The organism is Duganella sp. Root198D2 (genome assembly GCF_001428585.1).
In the GTDB taxonomy this organism is placed as follows: domain Bacteria; phylum Pseudomonadota; class Gammaproteobacteria; order Burkholderiales; family Burkholderiaceae_D; genus Rugamonas.
On record NZ_LMIC01000023.1, the window covers coordinates 104,421 to 128,402 of the forward strand.

The window sequence follows — 23,982 nt, forward strand, 5'->3', positions numbered from 1 at the left end:
TTGTGGCTGGCGTCATCAGTAGCTGAATACGACGCCGCGGCCGGCGGCGCTGGCGAATACGCGTCCTGGCACCGACTGGTCCGCAGCAAGGTTGCCCAGGCCGGCGTACTGGTGCTTGTCGTCATTGATCCGGCGCCAGTTCACGCCGCCGTCGTCGGAGCGGTGCACGCCCCAGACGCCGTTGATCGTGCCCACGATGTAAATGGACGACGAGTACGCGGCACCGGCAGGTGCCCTGCCCAGTGCGATGGAAGTTGCGCCATACACCTCCGGATACATCCAGGACGGCTGTCTGCCCCAGATCGGCGCCGTAGCTGCCAGCCTGGTCCAGTTCGCCCCTGAATCGGTGGAATGGAAGATGCTGAAGCCGTCGGCCAGCCAGATATCGCCTTCCGCATTCGGATTCACTGCAAGCGAGGTGTGGCCGAAGTCGGCCACCAGTGCGCCCGCCGCAGTCAATGTGGTGCTTTCGGTGAAAGTGTGCCCACCATCGGTCGAGGTCCAGAAATGCGCGCTGTCCGACCACTGGTTCCACCATGCGCCGCCCGAGTTGTAGGCGTACACCTTGTTGGGATTCTTGCGGTCGGCAACCACGCGGTAGCCGCGGTTGATGCCTACGGCGCCCAGGGCCGGCAGGTTGGTATAGCTCCAGCTTGCACCGTTATCGGTGGTATAGGCGGGCCGGGAATTGGACGGCGCCCAGACGATATGGCCCGGCTTCGTGACCGCGATGTTGGATTCACCTCCCGTGTTGGCCACGCCGTCAGGGTGGTTGGCAGCAAACGCCGTCCAGCTCAGGCCGGAGTCGCTGGAATAGGCGCCGGCGACGTTGGGCGTGTTCCACACGGGAGTACCGATCGCTGCGATATAGGAAGGCGTGGACCAGGCCATGTCGGCGCTATTGCCGTTGCCGAACCAGCCGCGCGGGCCGCGCGTCGGCGTCTTCAGGAGCTCGGTCTGCACGTGCATGCCGATATCGCCCGAACTTCTGAGCAGCGTGTAGCTGGCGCCCTTGGGCGGCGTCGCCAGGCCGAGCGTGGCAGTTTCCTCGAGACCGTTCACGTCCAGGTTCCAGGCCGGCGCCGCCGCCGATGCGTTGCTGGTTCCCCACACGCCGCCGCCGAAGACATGCAGGATGCGGTCGGGGTTGTTCGGGTCGATTTCGACGTCGTCGATCCAGCCGGCGAAGTCCGGGCCGGACGGGGTGTGCGGCGTCATCGAGGCAATTTCGCGCCAGCTCTGGCCGGCGTCATCCGACAACTGCACGATTGGCTGGCCTTGCCAGTTGCCCCAGGAATTCGTGACGCCCAGTGCAATGCGGGTGGTCGGGCCGGAGCCATGGACCGACAGGCCGCCGAGACCGAAGTTGACCCACTGTTCGGTGTCGTAGCCCTTCAACAGCGTCCAGTTGCTGCCGTCAAATTTGTAGAGCCTGGCGGGACCGCCGGCGCCCGGGCCGATGTCACGGGTGAACACCATGTAGATCATGCCGTCCCTGGCGCGGACCATATGCGGGATGTGGTAGCCGCTTACCGGCGTCGCGATGCCCGTCCAGCTGGCACCGCCGTCGGTCGACTTGTACAGGCTGAAACTCAAGCCGGCCGCATTGGCATAGTCCGGCGCCACGGTGGCGTAAATACCCTGCGTGGCCGCACCCGCGCCGGTGCTGGAGGTATCGAACAATACGCCTTCGATGCCGCCCGAGGTACGCCCGGGCAGGCTGGGGATCTGGTCGGCGGGATACTGGAACGACGACAGCGAAGTTACCTGCGCCCAGTTCTGGCCATGGTCCGAGCTCTTCCACAAACCCGCTGTGCGCGAGCCGTAAAACAGGACCGAGGACTGGTTGGGATCGACCATCAGGCGTTCGCCAATGGCTCGGCCCGGATCGTTGGAACCGACGCGGAAGGGCAGGTCGACATGTGTCCAGTTGTCGCCGCGATCGCTGGAGATGTAGAGGCGGCCATTGCTGCCGGCCCAGTCGTACAGGCCTGTGACCAGGTAGACGCGCTTGTCGTCGCTGGCGTCCAGGGCAATGCTTTCGGCACCGTTGAAGAACTCTTCGCGAATCCCGAAACCATCGGTAATCGGAATCCACGTCGAGGTCGCTGCCTCCCAGCGATAGCTTCCTCCCATGTCGGTGCGCGCGTACAGGACATTCGGGCTGGTAGGGTGGAATACCAGGCCGGGCACGTAGCCGCTGCCGCCGAATTTGACGTTCATCCAGCGGCTGCCGGTTGCCGTGCCGGCGGCGCTGCTGGTGGTGACGGTAGCGGCGAAAGATGGCGACTGGGTGGCGGGACTGCTTTCGCCACCGCAGCCTGCCGCCAGGCCTGCCACGAGGCAGGCGAGGGCAAGGGTTTGCTTCTTCATCCTTAAGCTCCAAGAAAAATGTGATGCCGTGATTGTTGGAATATCGGACCGGATGGTCCGACAGAACCAGACTACGTCGAGGCCAAAACCATTTTTCGCATTCGCGGCTAGAAAACCTTGAATGTGCAGGAAGTTGTAAAGATTTACACGGTATTAGAAGCTGACCTTGAAGCTGGAGGCCATTTGCGACGGCAGGCTGGCCGGTAGCTCGATGGTCAATGCCTCATCGGTTTGCTGCCAGCGCAGCGTCGTGCTGCTGCCAAGCAGGGTGACTGCCTTCACCGCACGCGGCTCGAGTCCGGATTTGCGGCCCAGCGACTCGATGCGCACCGGCTTGGCTGGCGTGCCGAGCGTGATGGCGTAAATCGCTCCCGCTTTTGTGGTGAAGCGGATATCCTGCGGCGTGTAGGCGGTATCTTCCTTGAAGTGGCCGGACGATGCCTTTGTCGGACCCTCGCCGAAGGTCTTCCAGGGACGGGTGCCGTAGATGGCCTCGCCATTGATGGCCATCCAGGCCGCCATCTCCTGCAGGAAGCGCATTGGCTCCGGCGGCAAGCTGCCGTCAGGGTATTGCACCACGTTCAGCAGCAGGTTGCCGTTCTTGCTGACGATATCGGCCAGCATATGGACCACTTCGCTCGTGCTCTTGTACTTGTAGCCCTCGCTGTAGAACCAGTCGCCAATGGAGGTGTCGGTTTGCCAGGGCAGGGGATTGATGTGATCCATGACCCCGCGCTCCACGTCCTGTACGCCGGCTTCGCGTATGAACTCGCCGGAACCGATCTCCTTGTGGTTGTAGACCGCTTCCAGCTTGCCGCCGTGGTTGGCGATGCTGGCGTTGTAGAAGTTTGCCAGCAGGGTACGCCCTACCGTACCAAAAGGAATGCCACCGTCGGAGTAGAGCAGGTCTGGCTGATAGCGCGTCACAAGGTCGGTGATGCGGTTGAACCATTCCTGGTGGAAGCGTGCATCGGTGGTGTACCAGGTGCTTGAACTGCGGTACGGCTGGTTGTGGGCGCGATGGTAGAGCGAGGCGTACTTCGGATCGGCGCCATCATAGTCCACGCCCAGCATGGGCCAGGCCTGATCGTAGCCATGGCTGGGTGCGAACCAGCCGTAGCTGGCGCCGAGGTGCTCCGAAACCCCGAAGCGCAAGCCGGCTTTGAGGGCGGCTTTCTTCCAGTCGCCGACGATATCGCGCTTTGGACCTGTTTTCACGGCGTTCCACTCGTGATGGCGCGAGTCCCACAGGTCGAAATTGTCATGGTGCACGCCCATGCTGACGAAGTAGCGCGCGCCAGCGTTCTTGTACAAGGCCATCAACGCTTCGGGGTCGAATTTCTCGGCTTTCCACAGGGGGATGATGTCCTTGTAGCCGGACTTCGATGGGTGGCCGTAGTGCTCAAGGTGGTGTTTGTATTGCGCGGTACCGTAAATATACATATTGCGCGCATACCAGTCGCCGGCGCGCGGCACGGATTGCGGCCCCCAGTGCGACCAGATGCCGAACTTGGCGTCGCGGAACCAGTCGGGCGCCTGGTAGGTTTTGAACGATGCGGCGTCCGCGCGGAACGGACCGGCAACGGTGCTCAACTGGACGGGCAAATCCTCGGCGTGGACTGCCGGGATCGGCACGCACAAGGTAAGCAGTGGGGCGGCAAACGCGAGCAGCGTGGCGCGGCGATTGGGCATGGGTGGTCTCCGGATATTGTGAACTTCAGATGGCGGAGACAGGTTAATTACATTCGACCGCCCGGGCAAGCGATGCCGTGCGTTTTGGGGGAAAGTGCGAAATATCGTTGGCCTGCTTGTTAACTTTCGCAATTGCCACCGCTTTGGCGCCGCTCGCACAATGAGGTTGATCCAGCCAGCCGGTAGACCGCAACGAATGAAATCGTCAATAAACAGGCATCACATCAAGCAAATGCTGCTCGCAGCCGTGGGAACGTTTGCATTTGCCGCTGGCGCCCCGCCGGTTGCCGCGGCACAGGCCCCGTCCTTCGCCGCGATCTTCGGCGATCATGCTGTGCTGCAGCGCGGCCAGCCCATCGTGACCTGGGGCCGGGCGGCGCCTGCCGCCATCGTGAGCGTGACGCTTGGCACCGGGACGGTGCAAGTCACGGCCGATAGCCGCGGCAAGTGGCGCGCCGAACTGCCGGCCATGGCGGCGGGAGGGCCCTATGTGTTGGGCGTCAGCTCAAACGGCAGTGCTGCCACCCTGAATGACATCATGGTGGGAGACGTCTTCCTGTGCGGCGGGCAGTCGAACATGGAGCTGCCAATGGCCAATGCAACCAATGCGCCGATGGATGTCGCCTTCTCTGCCAATCCGCACATCCGCTTCGCCAATATCGTGCGCGACAGCTCGCCAGTGCTGCGTGATGAATTCAAGACGGCGCCGCAATGGCAGGTGGCTGGAGCGCAGTCCACCGGCCAGGCGTCCGCCGTTTGCTATTACATGGCCCGCACCTTGCACCGCCAGTACGGGGTTCCGGTCGGTTTCGTCAATGCCAGCTGGGGCGGCAGTTCGATCCAGAGCTGGATCAGCGGTGAGTCCATGCGCAAGTCTGGCAGCTATGGCCAGGCGCTGGACGTGGTGGATGCGTATGGAGCTGATGTGGCAGCGGGCATGCGTGCCGAGGAAGAGCGGCAGGAAGCCTGGTGGGCCAGCGTCGATCCAGCCGCCCGCGCGCAGCAGGCCTGGGCCGGGCCGGATTTTGACGACAGCGCCTGGCCAGGGATGGAACCGGGCGGGCGCTGGAGCGAATCCGGCATCGAAGCGGTCAGAAAACATCGCGGTGTCGCATGGTTCCGTAGCACGCTCGATCTGACCGCGCAGCAGGCCGCTGGCGTGACGCAGCTACTGCTTGGGCAGATTGCGAGCGCCGACACCACCTGGGTCAATGGGGTGCGGGTTGGCGCCAGCACCAATTGGTGGTCTGGGCGCGAGTACGCGGTGCCGAAGGGTGTGCTGAGGGCGGGACGGAACGTCATCGCGGTCCGCGTCCTGGACGACGATAACGGCGGTGGGCTGCTGAGCCCGGCGGACCAGCGGGTCCTGCTGACGGCGGACGGTTCAAGGATAGTCTTGCCGGCGCGCTGGAAGTACCAGATCGGGTCCCGCTTCAAGGCTACCCAGCCCCCTACGCCATGGGAACCGCCGACCAGCCTGACCACGCTGTACAACGGCATGCTCGCACCGCTGCGGGGGTACAAGTTCAAACTGGCGGCGTGGTACCAAGGCGAGGCAAACGCTGGCGCCGCGCGGGAGTACCGTCGCCTGCTGCCGCTGCTGTTCGACGACTGGCGCAAGACATTTGCACAGCCTGGCCTGCCGTTCGTGGTCGCGCAGCTGACCTCATTCGGGTCGGTGGCGACCAGGCCTGGCTATTCTGCGTGGGCCGAACTACGCGAGGCACAGTCGGCGGCGGTGCGCAACGATCCGCACGCAGGCCTGGCCGTGACGTTCGATTTCGGCGACCGTTCCGATATCCATCCGGCGCAGAAATCGATCGTCGGCGCACGCCTGGCCAGGGCCGCCCGGGTGGTCGCATACGGTGAAGCGATCACGCCAGGCGGACCGCAAGCAGTATCCGCACGCCGCAGCGGAAAGGACATCGTGATCCGATTTGCCGATACCAACGGCGGGCTGCGCACCTATTCGTCGGACACGGCGATCGGATTCGAGGTCTGCGGGAAAGACGCGTGCAAATACGCCCACGCGACTGCCAGCGGCGACACGGTCACCTTGCACGGCGCCGCGACACCGGGCATAAGCAAAGTACGCTACGCCTGGGCCGACGCGCCATTCATCAACCTGTTCAGCGCGGACGACCTGCCTGCCAATGGATTCGAACTGGAGGTGAAATGAAGTCGTTAGCGTTGCCCTGGACACTGTTCCTGCTGTTTGCCGCCGGCAGCGGCAGCGCTGCCGGCGCGTGCGGCCCGGACGCATTGGGCACGTCGCGCGTGCTGACGCTGAAGCATGAGTACGCGGCTTACGGGACGGTGCAGTACGGACCCCTGCCTTTGCAGATCGGCGAGGTAGTCCTTACGTTTGACGACGGCCCGCTCCCGGAGACTCTTGACCGCGTGTTGCAAGCTCTCGAAGCGCAATGCGCGAAGGCGACCTTCTTCATGACCGGAGCCAATCTCGCCAAATACCCGGAGCTGGGGCAGCGCGTGGTGCGGGCCGGCCATACCCCGGCTTTGCGCATCCGTCGCTGAAGTCGATGACAACGGCCGCGCAACTGGCTGACCTGGAGCAGGGAATGCAGTCTTTTGGCGCCGTCTTTGGTCATGCCCCGGCGGCGTACAGGTTTCCTTTCCTGGAAGAGACACCTGCCACCCTGGCGGTACTCAAGGAGCGCAAGATCACAGTGGCCTCGGTCGACGTAGGCATCGACGACTACAAGCCTAACGACATGCGCAGTGCTGCGCTGGTGGAGCGCCTGGTGCAGCGGCTGCACGCCGCCGGCGGCGGCATCGTCCTGATGCACGATGCGAACGCGGCAACGGCAGAGGCGCTTCCGGCTCTCCTGAATGCCATCCGGGATAACGGCTACAAGGTCGTGCAATTGCGATGGGAATGATTGAATGATTTACTGCTCAACGAAGACGAATATGAAGATGAAGAAACTGAGTGTGTTACTGGGCCTGGCCTTGGCCAGCGGTGCGGTGCTTGCGCTGGAGAGCCCGAACCGGCAACTGGACGTATCGGTTGCCGTCAACCCGGACAAGACGTTGTCATATACCGTCAAGCGCAATGGGCATGCAGTGCTGCTGCCTTCACCGCTGGGTTTGAAGCTGGCCGGTGCCGATTTATCGCATGACCTGAAACTGGTGAACACTTCGCCGGTCAAGCTGGTCTCCGACCAGTATGAAATGGCGGTTGGCAAGCGTCGCGAGATCCAGTATCGCGCCAATGAGCAGGTGTACTCCCTGGTTAACGCGGCCGGCAACAAGATGGATGTGGTGTTCCGTGTCTCGGACGACGGCGTGGCATTTCGCTATATCGTTGCCGATCCGGCGCTCCCTGCCAAGCGTTTCGTCAGCGAGGCGACCGGTTTCGCCTTCGATCCCAAGTCGCGCGCCTTCCTGCAGCCGATGGCAGTGGCCAAGAGCGGCTGGGGCAGGACCAACCCTTCCTACGAGGAGCATTATCAGGTCGACATTCCGGTTGGACAGCCAGCCCCGCTGAAATCAGGCTGGGTGTTCCCGGCCCTGTTCCGCAGCGGCGACACCTGGGTGGCCTTGACAGAAGCAAATATGGACGGCGGTTTCCACGCCTCGCGCCTGGCGACCAGCTCGGCAGGTGGCGTGTACCGTATCGATGGACCGACGCCAAAGGAAGTCTTCACCAATGGCAAACTGCTGGCGGAAACCAAGGGCAGCTTGACCACTCCGTGGCGCGTGATCGCAGTGGGAGCGCTCGACACCGTCATGAACTCCACCCTTGGCACCGACCTTGCTGCGCCGGCGATCAAGTTCGACTCCAGGCTGGTCCAGCCCGGCCATGCATCCTGGAGCTGGCCCCTGCTCAAGGATGGCGCCACGGTATTCGAGGTACAGAAGAAGTTTATCGACTATGCGGCCGACATGAAGTGGGACTATACGCTGGTCGACGCCGAATGGGATAAGCAGATCGGCTATGACAAGATGGCCGAGCTGGCCGGCTATGCCGCCGCCAAGGGTGTGAGCCTGCTCGCCTGGTACAACTCCGCCGGCGCCTGGAATGCGGCGCCGCAGACGCCGCGCGACAAGCTTTTGACGCATGAATCCCGGATAAAGGAATTCGCGCGCCTGCGCAGCATGGGCATCAAGGGCGTCAAGGTCGACTTTTTTGGTGGCGATGGCGTCTCGATGATCAAGTATTACGTGGATATCCTGAACGATGCCGCCGATGCCGGCCTGCTGGTCAACTTCCATGGCGCCACCTTGCCGCGCGGCCTGGAGCGAACCTTCCCGAACCTGATGACGGCCGAAGCCATCCGTGGTTTCGAGTTCACTACCTTCGACCAGAAGGAGCACGATGCCGTACCGGGCCATGCGGTAAACGCCGCCATGATCCGCAACCTGTTCGACCCGATGGACTTCACGCCGATGGTGTTCGGCGATATGGGGCAGATCAAGCGCATCACCCGCAACGGCTTCGAGCTGGCCCAGTCGGTGCTGTTCCTGTCGGGCATCCAGCATTTCGCGGAGATCCCGGAAGGGATGGCGACGGTGCCGGACTATGTGCGCGGCTTCCTGCGCGACCTGCCGCGGCGCTGGGATGACAGCCGCTTCCTCGCGGGCTATCCGGCTTCGCACGTTGTCGTGGCGCGCAAGGCGGGTGGAAGCTGGTATGTGGCCGGCATCAATGCCGACCAGGGCGAGCGCACTGTCGAGCTGGACCTGTCCTTCATCGGCGGCCGCAAGGGTGTCATGATCACCGATGGCGCGGGACCGCGCGAGTTCAGCCAGAAGGAACTGGCCTCCGGCAAGACGCGTGTGACGCTCAAGCCCCGCGGCGGCTTTGTCGCGGTGTTCCGCTGAGCGTGAGGATTCATGAAACATCTCCCTGAAACTGTGCTGGCCGCGTCGCTGGCACTGGCGGCTGTCTGGGGCGCACCGGCCCACGCCGCCTGCAAGCAGGCCCCGTGTACCAAGGCCGCGGCAGCGGCTGGCAGTGGACTGGATAAGAACGGCCACTCGCTGGCGCTGCCTATCGCCGCCCGCGATGGCTTCGGCTACGTGCGCCTGCAGCACGGCGTGCAGTTCCGCGTCGGCGGGATCACCAAGAACGTCATCTTCTATGGTCCCGGCACGGTTCGCGTCAATGCCAACCTGGGCGAAAACCACTGGACCAGCCCGAGCATCGTGGTAGTCGGCAAGCCGGCCAGGGTCGCCTTCGAACTGCAGGAAAGCGCGGATACACTGGTCATCAGCAGCGCCCAGTTGCGCATATCCATCGACCGCAAGACCGGCGCCCTGAGATTCATGGATGGCGCCGGCCGTGAGTACACGCATGAGGCGGAGCAGCCGCAATCGGTCAGGGCGGTCGAGATTTCGGGCGCACCGTCCTACGAGGTGGAGAACCGTTTCATCCTCAAGCCGGACGAGGCGATCTTTGGCTTCGGCTATACCGACAGCGACGCCGTCAACCGGCGCAAGCAGGACCTGCTGCTGGTGCAGACCAACCTGGGCATCATCATTCCCGTCATGATGTCGTCCGAACGCTACGGCATCCTGTGGGATACCTATTCCAGGATGCGCTTCCAGGACGGCGCGGAAGGTGCAAGGCTGTGGGCCGAAAGCGCACCTGGCGGTGTCGACTATTACTTCATGGGCGGCCGCTCGATGGACGGCGTGGTGGGCGAGTACCGCCGCCTGACCGGCGCCGCGCCGATGTATCCGAAGCAGGCCTTTGGCCTGTTCATGAGCAAGGAGCGCTACCCCACCCAGCAGCGCATCGTCGAAGTGGCCGAAACCTTCCGCAAGGAGCGCTTCCCGCTCGACTACATTGTGCAGGACTGGCAGTACTGGGGCAGCGACAAGGACGGCAGCTGGAGCGGCATGACCTGGGACCCGGTGCGTTTTCCCGATCCGGCCGGCATGGCGGACAGCCTGCATGGGCTGAACCTGAAGCTGATGGTCTCGATCTGGCCGTCGGTGGGCAATGACACGGCGCTGGCCCGGGAACTGGACCAATACGGCCTGCGCTTCGAACCGCTGCACTGGATCTCGCAAAAGGCGCGTGTCTACGATGCCTACAGCCCGAAAGCACGCCAGATCTACTTCAAGCACGCGAAGTCGGGCCTGTTCGACAAGGGCGTGGACGCGCTGTGGATGGATGGCACCGAAGTGGAGGTTGGTTCCGCCGCCTGGGATGCGGGCAAGAATGAAGCCGACATCAAGGCGCTGGGGAAAAACGCGCTGGGCGACTTCGCGCGCTACCTGAATCCTTATACGCTGCTGACCACCCAGGGCACCTACGATGGCCAGCGCGCCACCAGCGACAAGCGCGTGTTCACGCTGACCCGTTCGGCCTGGGCCGGGGCGCAGCGCACCGCCGCCGCATCGTGGTCCGGCGATATCTTCTCGAGCTGGGACACTTTGCGCAAGCAGGTGAGCGGCGGCGTCAACGTGACCATCACCGGCAACCCTTACTGGACCCAGGACACCGGCGGCTTCTTCGTTGCCCGCGATTTCCCGGGCGGCGAGAAAGACCCGGCCTATCGCGAATTGTTCGCACGCTGGTTCCAGTATGGCGCATTCAACCCGATCATGCGCGTACACGGCACGGACATCGAGCGCGAGCCTTACATTTTCAAGACGCTCGATCCGGAAGTCTACAAGTCCCTGCTCGATACCGTGCACCTGCGTTACCGCCTGCTGCCCTATATCTACGGCCTGAGCGCCAAGGTGACCAGCGACCATTACACGCTGATGCGCGCTTTGCCGATGGATTTTGCGGACGATAAGGCGACCTACGGCATCAATGATGCCTTCATGTTCGGTCCGTCGCTGCTGGTGCACCCGGTCACGCGGCCGATGTACCGCATCCAGCCGCCACCGCCGGCTACCATCCCGGCCGATTACCTGCGCACGCCGGACGGCCAGCCGGGGCTGGCGGGACAGTACTTCGAAGGGCGCAACTTCGACACGCCGAAAGGCCAGGTGATCGACAAGGTTATCGACCATTCATGGCCGGCGCCGCCGCTGGCCACGATTCCGGCCGGACTGAGCCGGCTGGACGACTTCTCGGCGCGCTGGAACGGCACGCTGGAAGCGCCGGAGGATGGCGAGTACGAGATCGGCATCGAAGGCGACGACGGCTACCGCCTGTTCCTCGACGGTGCGCTGGTGCTCCAGCGCTGGGAGAACGGCGGCAAGCGGCTGGCCAGTTCGCGCCAGGTGCTGCGCAAGGGGCAGCGCGTCAAGCTCACGCTCGAGTACTACCAGGCCACCTCGGACCGTAGTTTGCGCCTGGCCTGGCGCACGCCAAGCGCCATCCGGGCGCTGGCGGAAAGCAGGCCGGTGTCGGACGCCGGCATGCGCACCTACCTGCCGAAAGGGACGGCCTGGTATGACTTCTGGAGCAACCAGCGCCACGAAGGCGGACAGGCCGTGGTGCGCGAGGTGCCGCTGGATATCGTGCCGCTTTATGTGCGTGCCGGCGCCATCCTGCCTATGGGACCGGTGCTGCAGTACGCCACCGAACAGCCGGATGCGCCTTACGAAATCCGCATTTACCCGGGCGCCGACGGCAGCTTCACTCTGTACGAAGACGACAACCAGACCTATGCCTATGAAAGGGGCCAAGCCGCCCGCGTCCAGCTTGGCTGGAACGACAAGGCGAAGGTGCTGACCATTGGCGCCCGCAAAGGCAGCTTCCCCGGCATGGTGAAAGCCCGCACCCTGAACCTGGTGCTGGTCGACCCCGCCAATGGCAAGGGCGTCGGCATGGCGCAAGCCGCAAGGGCCGTGCGCTACGACGGCAAAGCCATGGCCGTGCGGTTCTCCCAATGAAACCCCTTAGCAACCCATCAATTGATTCCTGGACCCTGATCCCATGACAAACCTGCCTCGCCGCCGATTCCTCACTTCCTCCGTGGCCACGGCCGCCACCCTTGCCCTGCCTGGCGCCGCGCTGGCGTCGGCCCCAAAAGGCGGGGGCCGCACGGCATTGGCACCAACCCCGCCGATGGGCTGGAATAGCTGGAACTCATTCGCCACCACCATCAGCGAGGCGCAGGCGCTGGAAAATGCCCGCATCATGGCGCACAAGCTGCTGCCGTCGGGCTATGACATCTTCACGGTCGACATCCAGTGGTATGAGCCGAATGCCAAGGGCTACGAATATCGCAAGGATGCCGAACTGACGATGGACGAGTATGGCCGCTTGCTGCCGGCGCCGAACCGCTTCCCGTCGGCCGCGCAGGGCAAAGGTTTCAAGGACCTGGCGGAGCAGATCCACCGCCTGGGCATGAAGTTCGGCATCCACGTCATGCGCGGCATACCGCGCCAGGCGGTGCGGATGAATACGCCGATCCTGGGCACCAGCCTGCATGCACAGGATATTGCGGACACCGGCTCGACCTGTGCCTGGAACGGCGACATGTACGGTATCGACATGAGCAAGCCCGGCGCGCAGGAGTATTACAACTCGATCTTCAAGCTGTATGCGTCGTGGGGCGTGGATTTCGTCAAGATGGACGACCTGGCCCGCCCTTATGACAAGAACTGGCCCGAGATTGAAGGTGCGCACAAAGCGATCCAGGCGTCGGGGCGGGCGATCACCCTCAGCATCTCGCCCGGGGAAACCGACCTCAAATGGGCCAACCACGTGCCGCACTATGCGCAGATGTGGCGCATTTCGGATGACTTCTGGGATGAGTGGAAGCTGCTGAAGGAGCAGTTCGAACGCCTGGAAAACTGGAATCCCTTCATGGCGGAAAACTCTTGGCCGGACGCCGACATGCTGCCGCTGGGCCGGCTGGCGATGGGGGAGCGCGACACGAAATTCACGCCCGATGAACAGCAAACCCTGATGACGCTGTGGAGCATTGCCCGTTCGCCGCTGATCATGGGCGGCGACCTGCGGCGCCTCGACGCCGCGACGCTCGCCCTGCTGACGAACCCGGAGGTGCTGGCGGTAAACCAGAAGAGCCAGCAGAACCGGCCGCACCGCGCCGAACCCGGCACACGCATCTGGAGTGCGCAAGCGACCCGCGGCAAAGGGATCCACTACCTGGCCCTGTTCAACACCGAGGATGCGCCGGTGCGGATCGACTTCGACCTGTCGCGCCTCAACCTCGGCAACAGGAACGTGTCGGTGCGGGACCTGTGGCGGCGCCAGGACCTGGCGCCGGTGCATGGGGCGATCCGGCAGGCGCTGGCACCGCACGGCTCAGCCCTGCTGCGTTTGGTGGCCGATGCGCGCTAGGGCAGGAGCGCCCAGGCTATCAAGCCCGACACAATGAGGAAGGGGAAGGAATACAGGTGGAAACGCAGCCATAAATGACGCTCGGGGGCCATGCGCAGCGCGATGATATTGGCCAGCGAGCCAATCGCGAGGCCAAAGCCGCCCGCGTTGACGCCGTAAGCAATGACCTTGTAGGCCGTCGAATACTGGACCAGCAGGATGGTGGCCGGCACGTTGCTGATGAGCTGCGACCCGAGCAGGGCTGACATGAACAGTTCAAGCTGCGAGAAATGCGGGATTGCTGCGACACCGCGCTGGATGAAGTCCATCTGCGACAGCAGGCGGATGTCGATGAACATCAGGATGAAGACGACAATCAGGCTCCAGTCGACCTTGGCAATGATCTCGCGGCAAAGCAGCACGACTGCGATTGCCACGCCAAGCAGGCCCCAGCCCGGCTGCCCCAGTTCGACCGCCGCCAGGAAGGCGAGGTAGAGCAGGGCGCAGCTCCTGAGCAGCCCGGCCCGGTAGGAGGCGGGATCATCCTTCAACTCGGCATGGATTGTCTTGTGCGGGAAGCAGAACCAGGTTGCGAGGAGCAGCACGACGAAAATCGCCAGTGCGAGCGGCGCCATTTGCCAGGTGAAGTCGGTGAATGACAGGTGGGAGCGCTGCCACAGCAAGATGTTCTGTGGATTGCCGATCGGCGTCAACAGCGAGCCTGCATTCACCGCCAATGCTTCAAAGATGACCAGGCGGCCGATCGGCAGGCCGCCGATGCCCGACAGGCTGACGGTCAGGGGAACCACGATAAAGAGCGCGATGTCGTTGGTCAGCACGGTGGACAGCAGCGTCGACGCCGAGACCAGGAAAATCGCCAGCACCCGTTCCTGCTGCAGCCGATTGATGATGAGGCGCCCGAGGTGTTCCAGGTATCCGCTTGCCTCGATGCCGGTGGTGAGCAACAGCATCCCTGCAAGGGTTGCGATGGTGTGCCAGTCCACCCAGCTTCCATACTCTGCGATCGGATGCGGCGACAGGAACGACAGCATGATACCCGCCGCCAGCAGCAGGTGCATCAAGCGGTCGCGCAGGAACGGCCGGCTGATCTGGCGAAGGAAGGAAGGGGCGGCGAATGGAGCGGTGGTCTCGGGCATGGGCGCCATCATAGCAGGCCCCAGGCGGCGAGGGCCGCGATCCGATGTGAGTTTTCGTTCCATGAGTTGGTGACTTTAGCAATTGCCAGCAATGCAAGGCCGCTTGCACAATCGCTCATCTTCCAATGAAGGACGGCTATGAACCCAGTTTTACAGCGTGTGCCCGCTCTGGCAATGCAGCTGCTGTTGGCAGCATCGATTTCCATGCCGGCACTTGCGCCGGCGGCCCAGGCGGCGCCGGACATGCCGGCGGGGCAGGCCGGCCAACCGTCCCGCATCGACTGGTGGCGGCAGGCCCGCTTCGGCATGTTCATTCACTGGGGACTGTACGCGATACCCGGGCGCGGCGAGTGGGTGCAATGGAACGAGCGCATCCCGGTGGGCGAATATGCCAAGCTGGCCGACCAGTTCCGCCCCGCCAGCTTCAATCCCGACGAATGGGCGCAGCTGGCCAAGGCAGCGGGCATGAAGTACACGGTGCTGACCGCCCGCCACCACGATGGATTTGCCATGTTCGACGACGGCGACAACCCGTTCTCGAGCGTCAATAGCGCCGCGCACCGCGACTTCGTGGCGGACTATGTCAAGGCGGTACGCAAGGCGGGGCTGGGCGTGGGCTTGTACTATTCCCCGCTCGACTGGCGCTATCCCGGCTTCTTCTTCCCGGACCTGCAGCGCGAGAGTGCGGAGGCCATGCGCAGCCAATACCACCGCCAGGTTGAACGCCTGCTCAGCAATTACGGAAAGATCGACGTATTGTGGTTTGACGGCGGTGAAATGGACTGGCTCAATTTTGGCGGCGACTGGGCCGGCGCGGAGTGGGGCGTGGGCTGGAAAAAACGGGCGGCGGGGCAGCACTACGCCGGAGCATTCAGCTGGCGCTCCGAGCAGGTCTACGCCAGGCTTCGGCAGCTGCAGCCCAACGTCCTGGTCAATGGCCGTGCCGACATGCCGGAAGACTTCCATTCGCGCGAAGGCGACGGTGCGCTTGGCGATTACGACGACCGTCATCCATGGGAACTTTGCACCACCATCGCCGGTGCCTGGGGATACCAGCCGAACATGAAACCCAAGCCGCTGAAGCATTACATCCAGCTGCTGGCCAATGTCGCGGGGCGCGACGGCAACCTGTTGCTGAATGTCGGCCCCGGTCCCGATGGCAGGATCGACCCGGAGCAGGCGCAGCGCCTGCGGGAGATCGGCGCCTGGCTGGAAAAGTATGGCCAGAGCATCTATGGCACGCGCGGCGGGCCCTTCCTGCCGGGAGAGTATGGCAGCTCGACGCGCAGCGGCAATACGATCTATCTCCATGTCTTGCGCTGGCCGGGCGCGAAGCTGGTGCTGCCGGCGATACCGGCCAAGGTGCTGCGGGCGACCCTGCTGGGAGGTGCCGCAGTGGACTTCAAGCAGTCCGCCAGCGGCCTGGCAATCACGGCGCCGCCCGGCGCACCGGCCCCGATCGATACCGTGATCGCCTTGCAGCTCGATTCACCGGCTGCGGCCATTGCGGTGCGCTGAATGCGTGCATAAGAAATATCGTTCCATTCCTTGGTGATTTTAGCAATTGCGGGGCAAGCGCCGATGCTTGCACAATCTTTGCAACAAGCTGCGTTGGACGAAATATATGACGTACAAAAGGGGCGGTGCAATGCAACGAATGGGAATGGTGATCGGGCTCGCTGCAGACAAGGTGGAGGAGTACAAGGTCCTGCATGCGGACGTCTGGCCACAGGTGCTGGCGACGCTGCAGCAAGCCAAGGTGCGCAATTACACGATCTTCCTGCGTGAGCCGGAGAATCTCCTGTTCGGCTATTGGGAATACCACGGCGATGATTTTGCAGCCGACATGAAGCTGGTTGCGGCGCACGCCGAGACCCGGCGCTGGTGGACTTTCTGCAGCCCTTGCCAGGTGCCCCTGGCCAGCCGCGCCGATGGCGAACACTGGGCGATGATGGCCCCCGTGTTCCACATGGACTGAAAGGAAGCTGCCATGCCGATCGCCTCGCAGCCCGCTGCACCCCTGCTGCTGATGTCAGCCGAAGACAATTGCCTGATCGCCCGCGTGCAGCTGGCTGCCGGCGCGATCATCGACATCGATGGCGTCCCCGTTGCGCTGCAGGAGGATATCCCGCTAGGCTACAAGGTGGCCCGCCGCGCGCTGCGCAGCGGCGACAAGGTGCTGCGCTACGGCGCCTTGATCGGCAGCGTCACGACCGAAGTGGCGCGCGGTGCGATGCTGCACACGCATAACCTGGCGAGCGACTACATACCCACCTATACCCTGGGGCCGGATGCCCACGCCTTTATCGGAAGCGGCCATTGATCATGAGCACAACCATGCCAGCCCTGACGGGCTACCCGCGCGCGGACGGTCGCAAGGGCATCCGCAATATTGTCGCCGTTGCCTATACGGTCGAATGCGCGCATCACGTGGCGCGCCTGGTGGTCAATGCGTTCCCCGGGCAGGAGGTGCACCTGATCGGCTTCCCTGGCTGCTACCCGAACGAATACGCCGACACGATGATGAAGCGGCTGGCGAGCCACCCGAACGTAGGCGCTGCGCTGATCGTCTCCCTCGGCTGCGAAAGCTTCAACCGCCGCGGCCTGCAGGAGGCGGTAGCCGCCAGCGGGCGGCCGGTGCACACCATCACCATCCAGCAGAACCGCGGCACCCGCAGCAGCGTAGCGGACGGCGTGGAATGGGTGCGCTGGGCCCTGGAGGCGCTGGCAACCCAGCAGCGCGTACCGATGGCCGCTGGAGAGCTGGTGGTGGCCACCATCTGCGGCGGCTCGGACAGTACCAGCGGCATTACCGCCAACCCCGCCGTCGGGGTGGCATTCGACCAGCTGGTTGCTGCCGGTGCCGCCTGCATTTTTGAAGAAACCGGTGAACTGGTCGGCTGCGAATTCCACATGCAGCGGCGCGCCGCCACGCCGGAGCTGGGCGCTGCCATCGTGGCCTGCGTGGACAAGGCGGCCCGCTACTACAGCGTGCTCGGCCACGGCAGTTTTGCGCCCGGCAATGCCGACGGCGGCCTGACGACGCTGGAAGAAAAGTCGCTGGGAGCGTACGCCAAGAGCGGCGCCTCGCCGATCAGCGGCATCCTGAAGCCGGGCGACCAGCCCGCGGCCGGCGGCCTGTACCTGCTGGACGTGGTGCCCGATGGCGAGGTGCGCTTTGGCTTCCCCAACATTTCCGACAATGCGGAGATCGTCGAACTGATTGCCTGCGGCGCTCACCTGACGCTGTTTACCACCGGCCGCGGCTCCGTGGTGGGGTCGGCCATCTCGCCGGTGATCAAGGTGTGCGCCAACCCTGCCACTTACGAGCGCCTGGCGGACGACATGGATGTGAATGCCGGTCGCATCCTCGCTGGCGAGGCTTCGCTGCAGCAGGTCGGTGGCGAGATCGTCGACCTGGTGGCGCGCGTGGCAAATGGCGAGCAAAGCTGTTCGGAAGCGCTGGGCCACCAGGAATTCATCCTTACCTACAAGCAGTTCGAGCCGTCCGGCCCGGGTTGCTTTCCCTTGAAGCAGGCCTGACATGGACGCCGCCATGCTTGCCGGCGACAGCCGCACGCTGCAGCGCAGCGGAATCGCCCTGACCGCCATGGGCCTGGGATGCGCCCAGCTCGGGGGCCTGTACCAGGCCATGAGCGACGCCGAAGCGCACGCAGTGGTCGATGCGGCGTGGGAGTCGGGTATCCGCTATTTCGACACCGCGCCTTATTACGGCTATACCTTGTCCGAGCGCCGCCTTGGAATGGCGTTGCGGGAACGCGAGCGCGACAGCTACGTCGTCAGTACCAAGGCCGGGCGCCTGATGCTGCTCGATGCCAGCGTGCAGGCCGGTGAAAACGGCTGGGCCCAGCCCTTGCCATTCCGGCCGCGCTTTGACTACAACTACGACGGGATCATGCGTTCGCACCAGGACAGCTTGCGGCGCCTGTGCCTGGACCGTATCGACATCCTGTATGTGCATGACATCGGCCGTGCCACGCACGGGACTTTGCACAACCACTACTGGAAGCAGCTGACCGTTGGCGGCGGTTTCCGCGCGCTCGCCGAACTGCGCGACGGGGGCAGCGTGCGTGCCATCGGCCTGGGCGTCAACGAATGGCAGATAGTGGCCGACGCGATCGATGCCTGCGATATCGATTGCGCCCTGCTTGCCGGGCGCTACACCCTGCTGGAACAGGCCGCGCGCGAACCCCTGCTGGACCTTTGCGCCAGGCGCGGCGTCGATATCGTCATCGGCGGGCCGTTCAATTCCGGCATCCTGGCCGGATCGCGCAAGTTCAATTATGCGGATGCGCCGCGCACCATCATCAAGCGCGTCGAGGCCATCGAGGCGGTATGCCGCGGCTACCAGGTGCCGATCCAGGCCGCTGCCCTGCAGTTCCCGATGGCCCATCCGGCGGTAGTGTCATGCGTCGCCGGAGCCCACAGCGCGCAGCAGCTGCGTGAAAACGCCGCCTGGTTTGCGCAGCCGCTGCCTGGCGAATTGTGGCAGGAACTGGTGCGGCGCGGCCTGCTCGACTGCCGGGCACCGACGCCGCAGGCGGCCTGAAGCTTCGATCATCATTTTGTCCGACGTACAAGGAAGACCATGAAACTGCTGCGCTTTGGCCCGAAGGGCCACGAAAGACCCGGCCTGCTCGACGCCAACGGCGTCCTGCGCGACCTGTCCGGCCTGTTGCCGGACCTGACCCCCGACCACCTGGGCCGGACCGCGCTGGACAAGCTGGCATCGGTAGACCCGGACCGCTTGCCGGCCATCGAAGGAGCGGTGCGCCTGGCGCCGGTGGTGGCCGGCATCGGCAAGATGATTTGCGTTGGCCTTAACTATTCGGACCATGCGGCCGAATCGGGCATGGCGGTGCCGTCCGAACCTGTCCTGTTCACCAAGTCCACCAGTGCCATCGTCGGCTGCAACGATGCGGTGGTGCTGCCGCGCGATTCCGCCAAGAGCGACTGGGAAGTCGAGCTGGGCGTGGTGATCGGCACGCGCGCCCGCTACGTCGAGCCCGAGGATGCGCTGGACCATGTGGCCGGCTATTGCGTGGTCAATGACCTCTCCGAACGCGAGTACCAGCTCGAGCGCGGCGGCCAGTGGGACAAGGGCAAAGGCTGCGATACCTTCGGGCCGGTCGGGCCCTGGCTGGTCACCGCCGACGAGGTGCCCGATCCGCAAAACCTCGACCTGTGGCTGGAGGTGAACGGCAAGCGCTACCAGGACGGCAATACCCGCACCATGGTGTTCACGGTGGCGCAGCTGGTGAGCTACATCAGCCGCTTCATGACGCTAAACCCGGGTGACGTGATCAGTACCGGAACGCCGCCCGGCGTGGGGCTGGGCCAGAAACCGCAGCCGGTCTACCTGCGACCGGGCGACCGCATCGTGCTGGGCATCGAAGGGCTCGGCCAGCAGAACCAGACCGTGCACGCCTGGGACCCGGCGCTGATCGACGCTTGACGCCGGCCCCTTCAGCAGCAGTCCATTTGCCAACCCACAAGGCACCGCCAAGCGTGCCGCTTCGGAGACACGCAGCCATGACCGAACCAAGCAGCCGGCAGAGCTACGCTTTTGCCTTTGCGATGATCACCTCGCTGTTTTTCATGTGGGGCTTCGTCCATAACCTCGACCCTATCCTGATCCCGCACTTGCGGCGGTCCTTCAACCTGACTGTTTTGCAATCGGCGCTGGTGGATTCGGCAGTCTTCATCGCATATTTCGTGATGGCGCTGCCGGCGGGCATGCTGATCCGCCGCGTTGGCTACAAATGGGCGATGATCGCAGGCTTGCTGCTGTTTGCCGCTGGCGCGCTGCTGTTCCTGCCTGCAGCCGATACCCACCGCTATGCGTTCTTCCTCGGCGCGCTGTTCATTATCGCCTGCGGCCTGGCGGTACTTGAAACCGCGGCCAATCCTTACATCGCGCTGCTGGGAAGGCCGGAGCGTGCCGTCCAGCGCCTGAACCTGGCGCAGTCGTTCAATGGCCTGGCGGCCACGCTGGCGCCGATCGCCGGCGCACGACTGATCCTGGTGGACGGGATGCCGGAAGCGCAGTTGCAGGCAATGCCGGCGGCAGTGCGCCAGGCTACGCTGGCGGCGGTAGCGGCCAGCGTGAAAGGACCGTACCTGGCCATCGCACTGGTGATCCTCGTCATCGCCGTGGTCTTCTACTTCCTCAAGATGCCGGCACTGTGCAGCGAACCGGCCACGCAGGCCGGCGGCGCACTGCGGCGGGCTTTTGGCAGGCCGGCCATCCGCCGTGCGGCCATCGCGCAGTTCTTCTACGTCGGCGCGCAAGTCTGCGTGTTCAGCTTCTTCATCCTGTATGCATCGCAGGCGGCGGGCCTGGCGCAGGTCGCGGCGGCCGATTACCTCGGCTGGGGCTGCGGGCTGGCATTTGTCGGCGGGCGCTTCGCCGGCACCTGCCTGATGAAGTACATCGCATCGGCGCGCCTGTTGTTCGCCTACGCCCTGGCCTGCATGCTGCTGTCGGCTGTCGCCATGTTTGCTGGCGGCCTGGCCGGCGTGGCGGCGGTGATCGGCATCGCATTCTTCATGTCGATCATGTTCCCGACCATCTTTGCCCTGGGCATCCACGGCGCGGGATGCGACACGGAAATGGGCAGCAGCCTGATCATCATGAGCATCGTGGGCGGCGCCGTACTGCCGCTGGTGTTTGGCTATATCAGCGACGTGACGGGCAAGCTCCAGTACGGTTATGCCGCGCCCTTGCTGTGCTTCCTGGTGATTGCCTGGTTCGCGCGCACTGCGGCGCGCCAGCAAAACCCGCAAGCCGCCATGGCCCCCGAAGGAGCGCTGCAACATGTTTGAATTAACGCAGAAGAAGGCCGTCATCACCGGCGGCGGCAGCGGCATCGGGCGGGCCATCGCCATGCTGTTCGCGCGGCAGGGAGCGCGGGTCCATATCGTTGACGTCAGCGCCGGGGCTTGCGCCAGCGTCGCGGCGGAGATCCACGCTGCCGGCGGCGAAGCCCGGGCCCATCCCTGCGACGTGACGCAGCAGGCGGCGGTACAGCAGGTGTTCGCGGACATCGGGCCGATCGACATCCTGGTCAACAACGCCGGCGTGGCGCATATCGGGACGGCCGGCAACACCTGCGAGGCGGATTTTGAGCGGGTGATGAACGTCAACGTAAAAGGCGTCTACAACTGCCTGCACGCGGCTATTCCGCGCCTGCGGGAGAGCGGCGGCGGCGCGATCGTGAACATGGCCTCGGTGGCCGCGTGGGTCGCCGTGGCAGAGCGCTTTGCCTATTCGGCTGCGAAAGGCGCGGTGACCGCCATGACGCTCTCCGTGGCAAAAGACTACCTGCAGGACCATATCCGCTGCAATTCGATTTCCCCAGGCCGCGTGCATACGCCGTTCGTCGATGGCTTCCTGGCCCGCCAATATCCGGGCCAGGAAGCCCAGATGTTCGAGCGCCTGTCCAGGACCCAGCCAATTGGCCGCATGGCGCAGCCGGACGAAGTGGCGGCGCTGGCGCTTTACCTGTGCAGCGATGCGGCGGCATTCATTACCGGCAGCGATTACCCGATCGATGGCGGCTTTATCACCTTGAATTCATGAATCCAATCCTGACCTCCCTTGCGGCTGCAGCCGCAGCAGTTCTCGTCCCGGCGGCTTGCGCCGGCGCGGCGCCCGCCACTATCCTGTCGCCGGACGGGAAGATCGCCATCCGGATCGAGGAGGACGCGGGCCATTTTTCCATTTCGCGCGCCGGCAAGGAGCTGATTGCGGCGTCGCCGCTGGGCCTGGAACTTGATGGCGCCCGGGCTTTCGGCGCATTGGCGCTGGAATCGCGCGCCGAGATCAAGGTGGACCGCAGTATCGCCCTGGTGGCGGCCAAGGCGTCTTCGGCGCGCGACCACTACCGCGGCGCCACGCTGGTATTCAAGGAGCGTACGGGCGCCGGCCGGCGCCTGCTGCTTGATGTCCGGGCCTACGACGATGGCGTCGCCTTCCGCTACCGCGTCGATGGCACCGAAGCAGTGCGCCTGCGCGGCGAACGCACGGCGTTTGTTCCGGCCGGCGACCCCGAGTGCCTGGTGTCGGTGGCCGATGGCGCGCATGAAGTTCCTTTCGAAAACGTGAAAGTGTCGCGGCTGCTGCCCGGCAAGGCATACGACGTGCCGGTGGTGTGCACCCTTCCTTCCGCCGGGACCACCTATGCGATCACGCAGGCCGGCCTGGCCGGCTATACCGGCGCCGCGCTGCTGGCCGGGAACGGGGCGCTGCGCGTGCGGCTGTCGGCGCCACCGAAGCGGCCGGCGCCGCCGTATGTGTCGCAGGGCGGGCTGACGACGGCCTGGCGCGCGGTCATGATCGGCAATCGTCCCGGTGACTTGATCGCCTCGCACCTGGTCGGCAACCTGAATCCGCCGCCGGTGGGCGACTTCAGCTGGGTAAGGCCCGGCAAGGCGGCATGGGACTGGTGGTCGGGCCCGCTGGCCGGCATGAAACCGGACATGGACAGCTACAAGCGCTTCATCGATTTCGCCGCCGCTGCCGGTTTTCCCTACTACCTGATCGACGCCGGCTGGGCCTCCGGCCCCGGCGGCTGCTGCGATGCCGATCCAGCCACCGACGTAACCCGCGCCGCCGATGGCATCGACATGCCGGAGCTGGTGCGCTATGCGGCGGCAAAGGGTGTCGGCTTGCTGCTCTGGGCGCACTGGGAGCACGTGGCGCCGCGCATGGACGAGGTGCTCGATACCTACGCGCGCTGGGGCATCAAGGGCATCAAGGTCGACTTCATGAACCGCGACGACCAGGACGTTGTCGCCTTCTACCAGCAGATCGCACAGGCTACGGCGCAGCGCCGCCTGCTGCTCGACCTGCACGGCGCCTATGTCCCCGCCGGGTTGCAGCGCACCTATCCGAACTTCATCACCCAGGAAGGCGTGATGGGCGCGGAGTGGAACAAGATGGGCACCAGGATCACGCCGCAGCACAACCTGATGCTGCCCTACACGCGCATGCTGGCCGGCCCGATCGATTACACCCCTGGCGGGTTTGACAACGGACAGCCGGCGACGTTCAAGGTGCGCGAAGTGAATCCGCAAACCCAGACGACGCGCGGCCAGGCGCTGGCCATGTACGTGGTCTACGACAGCCCGCTGCAGATGGTGTCGGGCGCGCCGGAGGGCTATCGCGATGCGCCCGGCTTCGACTTCATCCGGCGCGTGCCGACAGCATGGGATGAGACGCGCTTCCTGTCCGGCACGCCGGGACGCGACATCGTGCTGGCGCGGCGCCAGGGCGCCACCTGGTACCTGGGCGCGATGACAGCCGACGACGCCAGCGGCGGCCGGGTCGAAAAGATAGCGCTGGGTTTCCTGCCCGCCGGCCGCTACCGCGCCACGCTGTGGGAAGACGGCGCTTCGCCCAACGAACTCAGGCGCGCGCAGCGCATGGTGAAGGCGGGCGACGTGCTGCCGCTGCGGCTGGCCTCTGCCGGCGGCGCCGCCGTGATACTGGAACCGATTACCGCAAGCGAAGGAAAATAG

At 64.5% G+C, this 23,982-nt stretch carries 18 protein-coding genes; 15 read left to right on the forward strand and 3 right to left on the reverse strand.

Annotation, left to right across the window (positions count from 1 at the left end; translation table 11 throughout):
- Window positions 1-15: 15 nt before the first annotated feature.
- Both ASE26_RS18260 and ASE26_RS18265 read right to left on the reverse strand, forming a co-directional pair.
- On the reverse strand, window positions 16-2,373 hold the full coding sequence (locus ASE26_RS18260) for a sialidase family protein (RefSeq protein ID WP_055923937.1): 2,358 nt from the start codon (window positions 2,371-2,373) through the stop codon (window positions 16-18).
- 153 nt (window positions 2,374-2,526) lie between these two features.
- Window positions 2,527-4,065 carry an alpha-L-fucosidase gene (locus ASE26_RS18265; RefSeq protein ID WP_082507040.1) on the reverse strand — a complete coding sequence of 513 codons (1,539 nt, stop codon included), beginning with the start codon at window positions 4,063-4,065 and terminating at the stop codon, window positions 2,527-2,529.
- A 232-nt stretch (window positions 4,066-4,297) separates the two neighbouring features.
- Between ASE26_RS18265 and ASE26_RS18270 the strand changes: the two genes are divergently transcribed.
- The 6 genes from ASE26_RS18270 to ASE26_RS18295 are packed head-to-tail and all read left to right on the forward strand — an operon-like array spanning window position 4,298 to window position 13,303.
- A complete protein-coding gene (locus tag ASE26_RS18270) occupies window positions 4,298-6,244 on the forward strand; it encodes a sialate O-acetylesterase (protein WP_082507039.1) in 1,947 nt (648 codons plus the stop codon).
- A complete protein-coding gene (locus ASE26_RS18275) occupies window positions 6,241-6,600 on the forward strand; it encodes a polysaccharide deacetylase family protein (protein WP_057246685.1) in 360 nt (119 codons plus the stop codon). Before ASE26_RS18270 ends, ASE26_RS18275 begins: the two co-directional genes overlap by 4 nt.
- Window positions 6,601-6,605: 5 nt before the next feature.
- On the forward strand, window positions 6,606-6,965 hold the full coding sequence (locus ASE26_RS18280; RefSeq protein ID WP_057246686.1) for a polysaccharide deacetylase family protein: 360 nt from the start codon (window positions 6,606-6,608) through the stop codon (window positions 6,963-6,965).
- Between the two features lie 31 nt (window positions 6,966-6,996).
- Window positions 6,997-8,910 carry a glycoside hydrolase family 97 protein gene (locus ASE26_RS18285; protein ID WP_156397803.1) on the forward strand — a complete coding sequence of 638 codons (1,914 nt, stop codon included), beginning with the start codon at window positions 6,997-6,999 and terminating at the stop codon, window positions 8,908-8,910.
- A 12-nt stretch (window positions 8,911-8,922) separates the two neighbouring features.
- On the forward strand, window positions 8,923-11,886 hold the full coding sequence (locus tag ASE26_RS18290) for a TIM-barrel domain-containing protein (protein ID WP_057246687.1): 2,964 nt from the start codon (window positions 8,923-8,925) through the stop codon (window positions 11,884-11,886).
- A gap of 43 nt (window positions 11,887-11,929) precedes the next feature.
- A complete protein-coding gene (locus ASE26_RS18295; protein WP_057246688.1) occupies window positions 11,930-13,303 on the forward strand; it encodes a glycoside hydrolase family 27 protein in 1,374 nt (457 codons plus the stop codon).
- Here ASE26_RS18295 and ASE26_RS18300 read toward each other — a convergent pair.
- Window positions 13,300-14,439 carry an SLC13 family permease gene (locus tag ASE26_RS18300; RefSeq protein ID WP_057246777.1) on the reverse strand — a complete coding sequence of 380 codons (1,140 nt, stop codon included), beginning with the start codon at window positions 14,437-14,439 and terminating at the stop codon, window positions 13,300-13,302. The two genes, ASE26_RS18295 and ASE26_RS18300, sit on opposite strands and share 4 nt — an antisense overlap.
- Window positions 14,440-14,577: 138 nt before the next feature.
- Here ASE26_RS18300 and ASE26_RS18305 point away from each other — a divergent pair, with 138 nt between their 5' ends.
- From ASE26_RS18305 to ASE26_RS18345, 9 genes are all read left to right on the forward strand, one after another.
- Window positions 14,578-15,957, forward strand: coding sequence for an alpha-L-fucosidase (locus ASE26_RS18305; protein ID WP_082591405.1), 1,380 nt, complete (start codon window positions 14,578-14,580; stop codon window positions 15,955-15,957).
- Window positions 15,958-16,087: 130 nt separating this feature from the next.
- Window positions 16,088-16,417, forward strand: a complete 330-nt coding sequence (locus ASE26_RS18310; RefSeq protein WP_055925194.1) for an L-rhamnose mutarotase — start codon at window positions 16,088-16,090, stop codon at window positions 16,415-16,417.
- A gap of 12 nt (window positions 16,418-16,429) precedes the next feature.
- Entirely contained in the window at window positions 16,430-16,762 is a 333-nt protein-coding gene (locus ASE26_RS18315; protein ID WP_055923921.1) for a UxaA family hydrolase, read from the forward strand.
- A 14-nt stretch (window positions 16,763-16,776) separates the two neighbouring features.
- Complete coding sequence (locus tag ASE26_RS18320) at window positions 16,777-17,982, forward strand: UxaA family hydrolase (RefSeq protein ID WP_229208177.1); 1,206 nt, start codon at window positions 16,777-16,779, stop codon at window positions 17,980-17,982.
- Window positions 17,983-17,995: 13 nt separating this feature from the next.
- The gene (locus tag ASE26_RS18325; RefSeq protein WP_057246778.1) at window positions 17,996-19,009 is read left to right on the forward strand and encodes an aldo/keto reductase; all 1,014 of its coding nucleotides are present in this window, start codon (window positions 17,996-17,998) and stop codon (window positions 19,007-19,009) included.
- Window positions 19,010-19,048: 39 nt separating this feature from the next.
- Window positions 19,049-19,915 (forward strand): fumarylacetoacetate hydrolase family protein, encoded by an 867-nt coding sequence (locus ASE26_RS18330; protein ID WP_057246691.1) that lies wholly within the window; start codon window positions 19,049-19,051, stop codon window positions 19,913-19,915.
- A gap of 77 nt (window positions 19,916-19,992) precedes the next feature.
- Window positions 19,993-21,285 carry an L-fucose:H+ symporter permease gene (gene fucP / locus ASE26_RS18335; protein WP_057246692.1) on the forward strand — a complete coding sequence of 431 codons (1,293 nt, stop codon included), beginning with the start codon at window positions 19,993-19,995 and terminating at the stop codon, window positions 21,283-21,285.
- On the forward strand, window positions 21,278-22,042 hold the full coding sequence (locus ASE26_RS18340) for an SDR family NAD(P)-dependent oxidoreductase (RefSeq protein WP_055923909.1): 765 nt from the start codon (window positions 21,278-21,280) through the stop codon (window positions 22,040-22,042). Before fucP ends, ASE26_RS18340 begins: the two co-directional genes overlap by 8 nt.
- Window positions 22,039-23,982: a glycoside hydrolase family 97 protein gene (locus ASE26_RS18345; RefSeq protein WP_082591406.1), complete on the forward strand. Its 1,944-nt coding sequence runs from the start codon at window positions 22,039-22,041 to the stop codon at window positions 23,980-23,982. Before ASE26_RS18340 ends, ASE26_RS18345 begins: the two co-directional genes overlap by 4 nt.

Bases quoted from the DNA above. Each gene is read 5' to 3' on its own strand.
- ASE26_RS18305 (WP_082591405.1), top strand. From the start codon at position 14,578: ATGAACCCAGTTTTACAGCGTGTGCCCGCTCTGGCAATGCAGCTGCTG.
- ASE26_RS18345 (WP_082591406.1), top strand. From the start codon at position 22,039: ATGAATCCAATCCTGACCTCCCTTGCGGCTGCAGCCGCAGCAGTTCTC.
- ASE26_RS18295 (WP_057246688.1), top strand. From the start codon at position 11,930: ATGACAAACCTGCCTCGCCGCCGATTCCTCACTTCCTCCGTGGCCACG.
- ASE26_RS18260 (WP_055923937.1), bottom strand. From the start codon at position 2,373: ATGAAGAAGCAAACCCTTGCCCTCGCCTGCCTCGTGGCAGGCCTGGCG.
- ASE26_RS18280 (WP_057246686.1), top strand. From the start codon at position 6,606: ATGACAACGGCCGCGCAACTGGCTGACCTGGAGCAGGGAATGCAGTCT.
- ASE26_RS18265 (WP_082507040.1), bottom strand. From the start codon at position 4,065: ATGCCCAATCGCCGCGCCACGCTGCTCGCGTTTGCCGCCCCACTGCTT.
- ASE26_RS18325 (WP_057246778.1), top strand. From the start codon at position 17,996: ATGCTTGCCGGCGACAGCCGCACGCTGCAGCGCAGCGGAATCGCCCTG.
- ASE26_RS18310 (WP_055925194.1), top strand. From the start codon at position 16,088: ATGCAACGAATGGGAATGGTGATCGGGCTCGCTGCAGACAAGGTGGAG.
- ASE26_RS18320 (WP_229208177.1), top strand. From the start codon at position 16,777: ATGCCAGCCCTGACGGGCTACCCGCGCGCGGACGGTCGCAAGGGCATC.
- ASE26_RS18290 (WP_057246687.1), top strand. From the start codon at position 8,923: ATGAAACATCTCCCTGAAACTGTGCTGGCCGCGTCGCTGGCACTGGCG.
- ASE26_RS18270 (WP_082507039.1), top strand. From the start codon at position 4,298: ATGCTGCTCGCAGCCGTGGGAACGTTTGCATTTGCCGCTGGCGCCCCG.
- ASE26_RS18340 (WP_055923909.1), top strand. From the start codon at position 21,278: ATGTTTGAATTAACGCAGAAGAAGGCCGTCATCACCGGCGGCGGCAGC.
- fucP (WP_057246692.1), top strand. From the start codon at position 19,993: ATGACCGAACCAAGCAGCCGGCAGAGCTACGCTTTTGCCTTTGCGATG.
- ASE26_RS18315 (WP_055923921.1), top strand. From the start codon at position 16,430: ATGCCGATCGCCTCGCAGCCCGCTGCACCCCTGCTGCTGATGTCAGCC.
- ASE26_RS18330 (WP_057246691.1), top strand. From the start codon at position 19,049: ATGAAACTGCTGCGCTTTGGCCCGAAGGGCCACGAAAGACCCGGCCTG.
- ASE26_RS18300 (WP_057246777.1), bottom strand. From the start codon at position 14,439: ATGCCCGAGACCACCGCTCCATTCGCCGCCCCTTCCTTCCTTCGCCAG.
- ASE26_RS18275 (WP_057246685.1), top strand. From the start codon at position 6,241: ATGAAGTCGTTAGCGTTGCCCTGGACACTGTTCCTGCTGTTTGCCGCC.
- ASE26_RS18285 (WP_156397803.1), top strand. From the start codon at position 6,997: ATGAAGATGAAGAAACTGAGTGTGTTACTGGGCCTGGCCTTGGCCAGC.